The sequence below is a fragment of the Oceanobacillus limi genome (genome assembly GCF_900111445.1).
GTDB lineage: Bacteria > Bacillota > Bacilli > Bacillales > Amphibacillaceae > Ornithinibacillus > Ornithinibacillus limi.
On record NZ_FOHE01000002.1, the window covers coordinates 288,768 to 301,139 of the forward strand.

The 12,372-nt window shown below is 35.9% G+C and carries 13 protein-coding genes; 1 reads left to right on the forward strand and 12 read right to left on the reverse strand.

Annotation, left to right across the window (positions count from 1 at the left end; genetic code table 11):
* Positions 1-814: 814 nt before the first annotated feature.
* From BMX40_RS03815 to BMX40_RS03855, 9 genes are all read right to left on the reverse strand, one after another.
* Positions 815-2,119: a pyrimidine-nucleoside phosphorylase gene (locus BMX40_RS03815; protein ID WP_090867002.1), complete on the reverse strand. Its 1,305-nt coding sequence runs from the start codon at positions 2,117-2,119 to the stop codon at positions 815-817.
* Positions 2,120-2,137: 18 nt separating this feature from the next.
* On the reverse strand, positions 2,138-2,959 hold the full coding sequence (locus tag BMX40_RS03820; RefSeq protein ID WP_090867004.1) for a purine-nucleoside phosphorylase: 822 nt from the start codon (positions 2,957-2,959) through the stop codon (positions 2,138-2,140).
* A gap of 17 nt (positions 2,960-2,976) precedes the next feature.
* Positions 2,977-4,158 carry a phosphopentomutase gene (gene deoB, locus BMX40_RS03825; RefSeq protein ID WP_090867006.1) on the reverse strand — a complete coding sequence of 394 codons (1,182 nt, stop codon included), beginning with the start codon at positions 4,156-4,158 and terminating at the stop codon, positions 2,977-2,979.
* A 255-nt stretch (positions 4,159-4,413) separates the two neighbouring features.
* The gene (gene xerD, locus BMX40_RS03830; RefSeq protein ID WP_090867008.1) at positions 4,414-5,307 is read right to left on the reverse strand and encodes a site-specific tyrosine recombinase XerD; all 894 of its coding nucleotides are present in this window, start codon (positions 5,305-5,307) and stop codon (positions 4,414-4,416) included.
* A 4-nt stretch (positions 5,308-5,311) separates the two neighbouring features.
* The gene (locus tag BMX40_RS03835) at positions 5,312-5,518 is read right to left on the reverse strand and encodes a DUF4227 family protein (protein ID WP_090867010.1); all 207 of its coding nucleotides are present in this window, start codon (positions 5,516-5,518) and stop codon (positions 5,312-5,314) included.
* Positions 5,519-5,754: 236 nt separating this feature from the next.
* Complete coding sequence (gene fur, locus BMX40_RS03840) at positions 5,755-6,213, reverse strand: ferric iron uptake transcriptional regulator (RefSeq protein WP_090867012.1); 459 nt, start codon at positions 6,211-6,213, stop codon at positions 5,755-5,757.
* Between the two features lie 136 nt (positions 6,214-6,349).
* On the reverse strand, positions 6,350-6,982 hold the full coding sequence (gene spoIIM, locus BMX40_RS03845) for a stage II sporulation protein M (RefSeq protein WP_090867014.1): 633 nt from the start codon (positions 6,980-6,982) through the stop codon (positions 6,350-6,352).
* A 97-nt stretch (positions 6,983-7,079) separates the two neighbouring features.
* Positions 7,080-8,249 (reverse strand): endonuclease Q family protein, encoded by a 1,170-nt coding sequence (locus BMX40_RS03850; RefSeq protein ID WP_090867017.1) that lies wholly within the window; start codon positions 8,247-8,249, stop codon positions 7,080-7,082.
* Between the two features lie 2 nt (positions 8,250-8,251).
* The gene (locus BMX40_RS03855; RefSeq protein WP_090867019.1) at positions 8,252-8,797 is read right to left on the reverse strand and encodes an NUDIX hydrolase; all 546 of its coding nucleotides are present in this window, start codon (positions 8,795-8,797) and stop codon (positions 8,252-8,254) included.
* A gap of 231 nt (positions 8,798-9,028) precedes the next feature.
* On the opposite strand from BMX40_RS03855, the gene BMX40_RS03860 reads away from it, so the two are divergent.
* A complete protein-coding gene (locus tag BMX40_RS03860; RefSeq protein WP_090867021.1) occupies positions 9,029-9,949 on the forward strand; it encodes an aldo/keto reductase in 921 nt (306 codons plus the stop codon).
* Positions 9,950-10,072: 123 nt separating this feature from the next.
* Here the strand turns inward: BMX40_RS03860 and BMX40_RS03865 are convergent, their stop codons facing one another.
* The 3 genes from BMX40_RS03865 to BMX40_RS03875 are packed head-to-tail and all read right to left on the reverse strand — an operon-like array spanning position 10,073 to position 12,186.
* The gene (locus BMX40_RS03865; RefSeq protein WP_090867023.1) at positions 10,073-10,402 is read right to left on the reverse strand and encodes an iron-sulfur cluster biosynthesis family protein; all 330 of its coding nucleotides are present in this window, start codon (positions 10,400-10,402) and stop codon (positions 10,073-10,075) included.
* Positions 10,403-10,433: 31 nt separating this feature from the next.
* The gene (locus tag BMX40_RS03870) at positions 10,434-11,234 is read right to left on the reverse strand and encodes an SDR family NAD(P)-dependent oxidoreductase (protein WP_090867024.1); all 801 of its coding nucleotides are present in this window, start codon (positions 11,232-11,234) and stop codon (positions 10,434-10,436) included.
* Complete coding sequence (locus BMX40_RS03875) at positions 11,224-12,186, reverse strand: MBL fold metallo-hydrolase (RefSeq protein WP_425287839.1); 963 nt, start codon at positions 12,184-12,186, stop codon at positions 11,224-11,226. The genes BMX40_RS03870 and BMX40_RS03875 overlap by 11 nt, the downstream gene beginning before the upstream one ends.
* Positions 12,187-12,372: the final 186 nt, after the last annotated feature.

Here is a 12,372-nt window from a genome sequence, read left to right on the forward strand (position 1 = left end):
AAATGTATTCAAAAATGAAGTTGATGGTGGAATACTTAATCCGCCAATGGGGGAAGTAGGATTCATCTAACCGTCACTGGATCCAAATAGGGGAAGTAGGATTCATCTAACCGTCACTGGATCCAAATAGCGGAACTACGATCCTCCTAAATCACGAGGTGGAACCTCATTCCGCTAAATGGCCGATATCATTCATTTGGAACATGGTTTTGGTTCCTCATTCCTTTATTCACCTATATTAAGTAAAATTTACACTGATTCATGGCTGATAGAGGAATGAGGATCCTCATACACCTAGTTTGGGCGGTATTTTTTGATTTAGCGGAACCACGATCCACATCAATAACGAAGTGGTTCCTCATTCCGCTAAATGGCGGATATCATTCATTCGGAGCATGGTTATGGTTCCTCATTCCTTTATCCACCTATATTTAGTAAAATTCACACTGATTTATGACTGATAGAGGAACGAGGATCCTCATACACCTAGTTTGGCGGTATTTTTGTGATTTAGCGGAACTACGATCCTCCTATATAACGAGGTGGAACATCATTCCGCTAAATGGCCGATATATTATTCTTCCGTAACGGTACCGCTAATAAGTGAAAAATTAATAATTACCAACATAAAGTTACGTCGCATTATATAAATTATCTTCAATAAGTTTACAAAGTGCTGCATTGCAAAAAACTCCGAACTGGTTCGAATCCACATGTGAGAATTGAATCAGTTCGGAGTTTCAGTTGGACTTAGAGATTATTTATCTTAAAATCTTTTCATATAATAGTTAACCTTATAAAAATTGGAAGCAAATTACTCTGTAATAATATCATTTATTAGGACTGGTGCTTCAACATTTCCATCTACAATTTCAATACTGTCATATAGTTTTTCTGAAACTGCCTCGAGATCTTCTTGATTGGCATGTATAGTTAATAAAGACTCGCCTTGTTCAACTACATCACCAACCTTTTTGTGTAGAACAACACCAACTGATAGATCAATTTGAGATTCTTTCGTTGCTCTCCCTGCTCCAAGCATCATTGCTGCGGTCCCAATTTGATCGGCAATAATAGACGATACGGTACCACTAGTTTTAGCAGGTAATTCTTTTTGAATCGAAGCTTTTGGTAAAAGACTAGGGTCATCAGCAACCTTATCATCTCCCCCTTGTGAACGTAGGAAGATCTTAAATTGCTCAAACGCCTTTCCGTTTTGTAAGCTTTCCTCTAGTTTAACTCTTGCTGCTTCTAAATCATTAGCCTTATTTGCTAAAACAACCATTTGACTTCCTAATGTTAGACATAGTTCTGTCAGATCTTTTGGACCATTTCCTTGTAAAGTATCGATTGCTTCTTTAACTTCTAGAGCATTACCAATTGCATTACCTAGAGGCTGGCTCATATCAGATATAACAGCCATTGTTTTTCTTCCTACAAGACTACCAATAGAAACCATTGCATTTGCAAGTTCCTTTGCCTCATTTAAGTCCTTCATAAATGCTCCAGCACCTGTTTTTACGTCTAGAACAATTGCGTCTGCTCCTGCAGCGATTTTTTTACTCATAATTGAACTAGCTATTAATGGAATTGAATTTACGGTTGCTGTAACATCACGTAAACTATATAGCTTTTTATCAGCAGGTGTTAAATTGCCGGATTGTCCAATAACAGCGACTTTATTTTTATTTACCAGATCAATAAACTCGTCACTTGAAATTTCCACATGAAACCCTGGAACAGATTCTAATTTATCAATTGTTCCACCCGTATGTCCAAGTCCTCTACCACTCATTTTTGCTACTGGTACCCCTACTGATGCGACGAGAGGGGCTAAAATTAGCGTTGTTGTATCACCAACACCACCAGTTGAATGTTTATCAACTTTTATCCCTTCTATTTGGGATAAATCAATTTGGTCGCCGGATTGAACAATTGCTGTAGTTAATGTAGCTCTTTCTTTTTCCGTCATGTCTTGGAAATAAATAGCCATCATCAATGCGCTTACTTGATAATCTGGAATTTCTCCACTAGTATACTTATCAATAAAAAATTCAATCTCTTGTTCCGTTAGTTCTTGCCCATCACGCTTTTTTTCAATGATGTCATACATCCTCATTCAAATCATCCTCTATCATTAATTTGGAATATTGGCTATAATCTTTTTAACAAACCTTAGGAAATCTTCCCTAACTTGCTCTGTTGTTTCGATTACTTCTTGGTGGGTTAGAGGCTGATCTAAGATTCCGGCAGCCATATTAGAAATACAAGAAATACCTAATACCCTAATTCCAGCATGACCTGCAACAATGACCTCGGGAACAGTTGACATTCCTACCGCGTCTCCTCCCAATGTCCGTAACATCCGAACTTCAGCAGGGGTTTCATACACAGGACCAGTATTCCCAACATAAACGCCTTGTTGTATCTCCAAACCGAGTTCTTTTGCACTATTAACTGCTAACTCTATATATTCCCTATCATATACTTTTGACATATCAGGGAAACGAGCCCCTAATTGATCATCGTTTGGTCCAATAAGTGGATTGCTCCCCATATTATTTATATGATCTGCTATTACCATTAAATTACCTGGCTCAAACGTTTCATTAATGCCGCCTGCAGCATTCGTTACGATGATAGAATCAATTCCTAACTCTTTCATTACTCGAACAGGAAATGTCACCTGTTGCATGGTATATCCTTCGTAATAATGAAAACGTCCTTGCATGGCAATGACTTGCTTTCCTTCTAGAGTACCGATCACTAATTGCCCTTTATGCCCAGACACTGTAGATTCAGGAAAATGAGGAATATCTTTGTAGGATATCTTTGTAGGATTTTCAATTTCTTCTCCTAAAACCCCTAATCCAGACCCTAGAATTAATCCTAATGTTGGTTTCACTGATAATTTTTCTTGAATGAAATTACTCGCTTCTTTGATTAATTTTTGATCCATGTCGTGTCACCATTCCTTTATTTAGAAATATCTTTCAAAAAGCTTATCCCGTGTTTAGGTAAATCTACTTTAAAGTTTTCAGCTACTGTTGCACCAATGTCGGCAAACGTTTTTCTTAAGGTGATTTCTTTCCCTTCATTTATACCTTTATGGTACATAATCAATGGCACGTATTCCCTAGTATGGTCTGTTCCATGATGAACCGGGTCATTTCCATGATCTGCTGTAATTATTAATAAATCATCCTCCTGAAGTTTGTTTAACACTTCTGGTAATCTTTCATCAAAGTCCTCTAATGCTTTTCCATAGCCTTCAGGATCACGTCGATGTCCATACTTTGCATCAAAATCTACTAGGTTTAAAAAGCTCAACCCATGAAAATCCTTGTCCATGGATTCGACTATTTTAGTCATGCCATCATCATTATCTGCGGTTCTAATGGCTTCTGTAACACCTTCACCATCATAAATATCGGATATCTTTCCGATAGCAATCACATCGAAGTTTTCATCTTCTAAGGTATTCATAACGGTACGCCCAAATGGTTTTAGTGCATAATCATGACGGTTAGATGTGCGTTCAAACGAACCTGGTTTTCCAACGAATGGCCTTGCAATCACTCGTCCAACCATATATTTTTCATCTAAGGTTAGCTCTCTAGCAATTTCACAAATGCGGTATTGCTCTTCAATCGAAATAATTTCTTCGTGTGCTGCAATTTGTAATACAGAGTCTGCAGAAGTATACACTATGAGAGCTCCTGTACTCATATGTTCCTCGCCCAGTTCATCTAGAATGGCAGTACCTGAAGCGGGTTTATTACCGATTACTTTACGACCTGTTTTTTCTTCAAGATCCTGAATTAACTCCGGAGGAAATCCGTCTGGAAACGTTCTAAATGGCTGCTCGATATGTAAGCCCATAATCTCCCAATGGCCAGTCATTGTATCCTTCCCATTAGAAGCTTCCTGCATTTTTGTATAATATGCCATTGGCTTTTCTGCTTTTTCAATGCCTTTAATCTCTCTAATATTACTTAATCCCAATTTCCCCATCGTCGGCATTTGCAGACCATTCATACGCTCTGCAATATGACCTAAGGTATCTGCTCCTTTATCATTAAATTTCTCTGCATCTGGAGCTTCACCAATTCCTACAGAATCCATTACAATCAAAAAAATACGCTTAAAATTCTTCATGTTTTCATACCTCCTGTATTTTATATTTCCTAATATGCGCAAAAAGTATTACGTTTACCAAAAGAATACACTAGCAATCGTTATAAGTTATGGTTGTACGAATCCTTGATTCGAAAAATATTCTGACTTCTACTACTCATGCCGTAACTGCAAATTTTCCAACTAATTCTTTCCTTCACCAAACCTCTATCTAGAAGTACTACACGATTAGAGTAAGGTTGTATGATGTCAGACAACTGTAAAGAAAAGTATCTCCTATGCTCTAGGATGATACGTTTTATACATATCTTTTAATCTAGCTTTCGTAACATGTGTGTATATTTGCGTTGTAGAAATGTCTGCATGTCCTAACATCTCTTGAACAGCACGTAAGTCAGCACCATTCTCCAATAAATGTGTTGCAAACGAATGTCTAAGTGTGTGGGGTGTAATCTCTTTCTTTATATTTGCGTCTTTTGCAATCGCTTTAAGTATTTTCCAAAAACCTTGTCTTGTCAACGGCTTCCCATGTTGATTTAGAAATAAAAAATGTTCATCTTTTTTATTTTTTAGTAATGTTCTCCTACCGCTATTTATGTATGTTTCAACAGCTTGATGTGCCGCATTCCCAAGTGGTACGATTCTTTCTTTACTACCTTTTCCAAAGCATCGAACAAACCCCATCGTTAAATGTAAGTCGCTTGTTTTCAAATTAATTAACTCACTTACTCGTAACCCCGTCGCATAAAGTAATTCTAACATCGCCTTATTCCGAACTTTCAACGGGCTACTAGCATCTATATTTAATAGATTATCAACATCGCCCATTGACAATATATCTGGGAGCTTTCGTTTGATCTTAGGTGTTTCAATATGTAAACTAGCATCTTGGTGAACGACATCTTCCCGTATTAGAAATTGATGAAAAAGACGAATTGATGATATCGTTCGAGCGATAGTAGAAGAGGATTTCCCATCATCCTTTAAGCTATGCAAAAACCGAATAATATCGGCTCTCGTTACAAGATCCCAAGAATCTTTTTCCGTTACCTTTTGTATATACTTCAAATAATTATTCAAGTCTCTCTTATAGGAATATATTGTGTTATCAGACAAACCTCTCTCTATTTTTAAGTAATGAAAAAAATCCCCAAATGCATGGTTCAACATAGCGTTACTCTCCCAATCGAAAAAATATGTTTAATCGATCTATAATGCTTTCATCATTATTAAATACTTTAACAGATGGTCCTTCTGGAGGGTCATAGCGATGGAATTGTTCATATTCTGCATGCATCATTTGTAGGCCAAAATAAAATAAGAAAGTACATGCTATGAATATAACAAAAACCTTTATAGTATCCCACACCACTCGCTTCATTTGGCATTGCTCCTCTTTTCATAAAAATGATTATACTAAAAGATATGCCAAAAAAGGTAGGGTTTATACATATAACTATAATTCTAGCCATGAAAATAGTAAAGATAACTACTCCACTCTCTATTTACAAAATAACTTATTTATCTATCTTTGTAAAATATTATCCAGTGAATTAATCTTCTTCAACACAAAAATGCCTTTTCTCTACATTGAAAAAAGACATTCACTCTAAGTTCTTACTTGGTATCCACTGGAACTGTCTTCTGGCATTGCTTACAAAGTCCATGGAATGTTAATCGGTGGTCTTTAACCTTGAATCCCCAACCTTTTTCTACAAGCTTTTCTACATCACCAAGTAAATCATCCATTATTTCTTCTACTGAGCCACATTCTATACAAACTAAATGGTGATGAAAATGTTCTGCACCTTCTTTTCGAAGATCATATCTTGAGACACCATCTCCAAAATTTATTTTATCGACAATTTTAAGTTCTGATAATAATTCCAATGTACGATAAACGGTTGCCAGGCCAATTTCAGGTGCCTTCTCTTTCACTAAGAGATAAATATCTTCAGCACTTAAATGGTCTTCTTCACGTTCTAATAACACCCGAACTGTTGCTTCTCGCTGCGGGGTTAATTTATAGCTTTGTGAATGGAGCTGTTTTTTTATACGATCAATTCGATGTTCCACAGAAGATCCCCTCCCTCATATCCCACCTTTATTATAGGCACTGTTAAAAGCAGTGTCAAAATAAAACGAGTATTATTTGCATCCTATTATTGTTATTAGTTTATAATTATTATTAATAACATAATTTCGTCTTTTTTTAAAATGATTGGATTAGGGATACCATCGCCTCATTTGCAACATAGGCTTCTAAACAAGCTGCTACAAAAGATAATACAATCAATCCAACGAATACTGTAACATATCTTGCTAAAGGTTGGAATGCAGACTGAGACATTCTTTGCGAGAATAACTTACTCAAGAGTGTTAGTGAGAAAACCATTGATAAACTCCCAGCTATTATATAGATCGGGATAATCACTATATTTTGCGGCGCAATAGAAAGGGAAGCTAATAAAAATCCGTCCATACCTAGTTGATTTACAATAAATCCTACCGAAAAACCAACTACTAAGCCTTTGATGAAGAGTAAAATCCATATAATAGGAAGGCCAATCACCGAGAGACCTAGGATAAATAATAATAACAAGTACTTTACGTGATAGAAAAAGCTTTCTTTTAGTATTTCTTTCGTTTCAATTGCTTGCCCATCTGTAATTTGACCGAAGAACCGTTCTAAATAGAAAAACAAATCAGTTTTTTGTCCCACATTCATACTATTAACAATGACCGCTCCAAAGATTATTCCGGTTAAAAATAAGATCGTCATAAACGTATAGATTGTGGCATGTTCTTTTATATGATCTACCATTTTAAAGCCATTATTATTCATTGGAATCCTCCATTCACGAGTTGCTTTATATTTAAAATCTATGAAGAATACCAAAGAATAATACCAACTATTCTATCTTTATCCGAAATTTCAGTGTCTAACTCGAGCTTATCCTACCATATCTTCCACCACCACCAGCTTTTATCATTAACTTTCCTTCTCGCATTTGAATAATAGACAATGCTAGTTTTTCTGGAATTACTTTCATTAAATCTTCTAATGGTACTAGGTGAATAATATTCATTTCTGTTTGGAAATGTTGTAGTAAATTTTCATATGTTTTCGGTCCCAGTTTAGGTAAGTATTCTAAAGGTACTTGATATAAGTATGGAGGACGGTTTGTATTATCTTTCGATGCGTCTGCTAATTCTTTGATACGATCAAATACCCCCTTTATCACCTTGGTGGAACCACAATTTGTACATTTTCGTACATCTGGTGATAATTGATTTAAACATGTATCACATACAGTCGTATGATATTTACCTAGTTTAGGATTCATACCAAAATTTCTACTAATTTTTCTGTCGTTAACATTATGTAATGCCCATTCAAACTCTTTAAACGAAGGTTCCCTCATCATTATCTCTTGGTATTCTCGTCCTATCTTTGCCAAGGAATGCGCATCTGAATTGGTAACAAACGTATAATCATGAAGTTCTTCGATCTGATCTGCCATCTCGGTATCAGAGCTTAGTCCTAGTTCTACTCCATCAATAAGATCAGGATCAAAAACTTCTCGTAAAGAACGCTGTACCCCTTTTCCATACAAACTTTTAAATGGAGTGAAAACATGAGCAGGGATGAATAAGCCATTTAACTCTTTTACTTTATATTGTAGCTCCCTAGCAGTTCCATAATAACGTTGTGAGCTTAACGTGATATTCTTCATTCTTGTTATTAGCCACTCTGAGAAAGCTTCTATCTTTTCCAATGTAGGAAAATAACAAAGAACATGAATTGGACCTTTACAATTTTCATCATAGATTTCAATTTCTGTCCCTAAAATTAACGTTACCTCTTCAAAACGAACGCCTCCATCCTCTAGTTGATAAGCATCACCTTTGATTATTAGTTTTTTCAATTCCTCCTGTACGGCAGGTGATTGACTATCAATGACTCCTACCATATGGATTCCTTTATTTCGACTTGACTCTTTTAGAATGTTGGTTAATGTTAATGATTTCGAGCCTGTGATTTTGACAGCTTTTCCATACATATCTCTACCAATATGGATATGCATATCTGCAAAATAGGGGTTTAGCATGATTACATCCTCTCTAGCATTTCTAAATATAAAATAGCATAATTCGTTTTTGCATCATGGATTCGTTCCTCTCGAACATAGGCTTTCGCTTCCTCTAAGGACAATTCCACAACCTCTACAAATTCATCCTCATCTGGAAGTAATGGCTGATCAACTATCTCTAAATTCTTTGCCATATAAATATGCATTAGCTCATCTGCAAATCCTGGGGAGGTATAAAAGGAAGATACAAAAGAAAGCTCTTTTGTTGTATAACCAGTCTCTTCCTCTAATTCTCTAATTGCTGTAACCTCTGGATTTTCCCCAGGTTCCAGTTTTCCAGCTGGAATTTCAACAAGTGATTTTTCAAGCGGCTTTCGGTATTGTTCCACAAATATGATTTTATTTTCCTTCGTGATTGGAATAATGGAAACAGCACCAGGATGCTTAATTAATTCTCGAGTCGATTCTTTCCCATTAGGTAGCTTCACTTGATCTACTTGTACATGAACAACCTTTCCTTCATATATCTTTTCTGTATGGATTGTTTTCTCTTCAAACTTCTTCATTAAAATCACCCTTCTATTAAAGCTCTTCTCGTATCATAAAAAGGAATACGATCAACCATCTATAAGAATTTAGTAAAAACTGCTACTTAGAAAAATCTTAAATTAATTATCTTAACTATACTATAATTTAACATATGTACAACAGATGTCGCCTTGGAATTTAATTAGTTGTATTTCATAACTTGTATTCTTAAAATGGGAATAACACAATATATTTTTGGGGGTAGAACCATGAAAAAAAATCAATTAGGTACGTCTGGAATCCAAATATCTGAATTAACACTGGGGTGTATGTCGCTTGGTACCAATAAAGAAGAGGCTGCAAACATTATTGATCACGCATTAGATTATGGCATTAACCACCTCGACACTGCTGATTTATACGATTTTGGGTTAAATGAAGAGATTGTCGGTAACGCAATAAAAGGAAAAAGGAAGGATATCATACTAACCACCAAAGTTGGAAATCATTTTTCCAAAGATAAAAAGGATTGGTATTGGGACCCATCTAAGGAACACATCATGAACGGCTTAAAAGATAGCTTGCGTCGTCTCCAAACTGATTATATTGATTTTTATATGCTACATGGTGGAACGATAGATGACCCAGTTGATGAGTCAATTGAAGCATTTGAACAATTAAAAAAGGAAGGATATATACGTGCATACGGAATTTCTTCCATCCGTCCAAATGTAATACGTGAATATGTAAAGCGTTCTAATATAGACGGTATTATGATGCAATACAACCTCTTCGACCGCCGACCTGAAGCAGAAATATTGAATCTATTGCAGGAAAACCAAATTAGCCTTCTTGCTCGTGGTCCGCTTGCCAAAGGAATGTTAAGCAATCGTGCATTAGAACAAATTGACAAGAAAGCAAAAGAAGGATTCCTTGACTATTCACAGGAAGAGCTTACGGATATCATTCGAGATGCTTCCAATAATTTGGAACAGGTACCAACACTCAATGCACTCGCATTAAAATTTGTATTACAACATCCAGCAGTGGCAACAGCTGTATTTGGTGCAAGTTCTGTTGAACAAGTTCGCGAAAATGTTGAATTAGGTTCTGATGAGAAGCTAAATGAAAACCTGTATAATTGGTTAAAGCAACTAACGAAGGAAATGAATTATCAACAGCACGTTTAATATGACGATATACAGAATTCTGTGATTTTACAAATCATCATGTAAAAGGTGGCCTATGAACATATAGACCACCCTTTCAATATATTTTCATTAATTAACTTGCAATAGCTAGGTTTATTACATTTATCCTTCAACAACAATACTAGTAGTAGAAATAAACGGATTTAGTATCCCTTCTTTACTTATCAAACGAAATGTTGAACCTTGATAATCCAGCTTCATGTCCTTCGAGAAGAATACGGCTTGTTGCTCGGATATATATGTTGGCATCGTATAATTACTATTTACCTTTTTATTATTGTTCTTCGGATCTTTTGTTAACCGAAATGTAGGCATCCCATTTACACCACAACCACATTCATCCGTATCATACCAAAGTAGTAAATTGTAAGATTGAGACGGATCTATCTCCTTCATTTTTTCAATTGCGTTATTTGTAACAGTTAGTTCCATTTTATCCACCTCCTAATACCCCTTACAAAAGTCACTTTTTGTGAAACTGATTTTTCAGTACACTCTCCATGAATTTGGGAAATAAATTGTAAATCTTACTTCCCACTTCCATCCACCATGGTAGATTAATTTCACGTTTTTGTCTAAATAAATGATGAACAACTCTCTGTGCAACAATATCAGGATCCAGCATATATTTTTCTATATTCCTTTGGTACGTTCCGTCTGGATCTGCAACATCGAAAAAACCAGTGCGTACCGGCCCTAAATTAACAGAAGTAACAAATATTTTACTGTTTTTAACTTCCATACGTAAGGCATTCGTAAATCCAAGAATTGCATGTTTGGTTGCAGCGTAAGCAGAGGATTTCGGGGTAGCCATTTTACCTGCTTGTGAAGCAATATTGACAATGTGATTATGATCTTCTTCCTGTGAGAGAAAATGGGGCAATAATACCTTTGTTCCCTTAACTAAAGCAAACACATTTACCTGGAACATCTTTTCTATCTGTTCCCAAGAAAGTTCACTTACTTCTTTAAAAATCCCAATGCCCGCATTATTAATCAATCCATGCACCTTTCCGTGTTCCAAAAGAATTCGATCAAATGTTTTTATGACCGAATTCGCTTCGGTTAAATCGACTTGAACTACAAAACATTCTTGCTGTAATTCGCGGGATATTTTTGATTGAATTTCAGTTAATTTCTCCATGGACCGTGCCAACAGAATCGGAATTCCACCATTAAGCGCAATGTGCCAAGCGATTCTTGCACCTATCCCCCCTGATGCACCTGTTACAATAATTTTTTTGTTTTTTAATTTATCCTGCATGATAATATAACAATCCGCCTTCGTACGTTTTCGATATCAAATTCGAATCCTCCAAATAATCAAGCTGCCCTATTGTTTCTGACATTGTTAAATCCAACTGCTTCTTATATTGCCTTGGAAAAATTTGTTGGCATAATTGAAAAGCTGTTTGTGGATACTCTTTGAGCAACGTTAACACCTTACCTGCGCGTTGTTCTTGTTTTTCCAGTCGTAAAGGTACTAATGTTTCCACATTAGAAAAGATGTCTCCATGCCCAGGATATACTTTTGATATTCCTAAATCTAAACACTTTTGCAAATTACTTCGGTATTGGAGCATTGGCTTTGGTCGTGCTTCTTCCTCGTTTATTGGTGGTTCGATTAATGGATTTGAGGATATATGGGAAAGAATATGATCCCCGCCAATAAAGGAACCATCATTCTTGTTTATGAATGATAAATGACTCTGAGCATGACCTTTCGTTTCTATCACTTTCCATTCTTGGTGACCTGGTAACACATCCCCCTCAGAAATAACATTCGTTACATGACCTTTTCCCGCATAGCGTAATGGTACACGAAGCTTATCAAGAAACCCCATAAATTGTTCTGGAACGCCTGAAGTCACAAATAGTTCCCTAAAAAAACACTCGTAGTGCTGAAAAAAGGATTCATTCCGGGTTAACCATAAATCAACATTTTCATGTGCAACAATGCTACGTGCACGTGGAAATTCTTCGATTAGACCAATATGATCTGGGTGATGATGAGTCAATATAATTTGTTCAATATCAGTTGGTTTATATCCTAACTCCTTTAGTTGAATCATAAAAGCTTCTCGAGCTTCCTTTGTCTTCACACCTGCATCAACGAGTGATAACATATCACCTTTTAGTAAATATACATGCGTATCCCCAACAGCAAACGGAGTCGGAATTGTAAGTTGGCTAATTTTTTGATCTAATATTTTCAACGTTTTCATCCCCTAAAAATGAATGGCGATTCATTATTTCTTTCTATTCTACACCTTAACATCCTAATTGTCACACATCTTCCCCATCTTAATGAAACTTAAGGTTTCTATTTTAACTGCTTGGAGTCACTTGCTGCAACTAAAGAATATATATAATTAGTACATATCCTAACCTTTCATTGACTT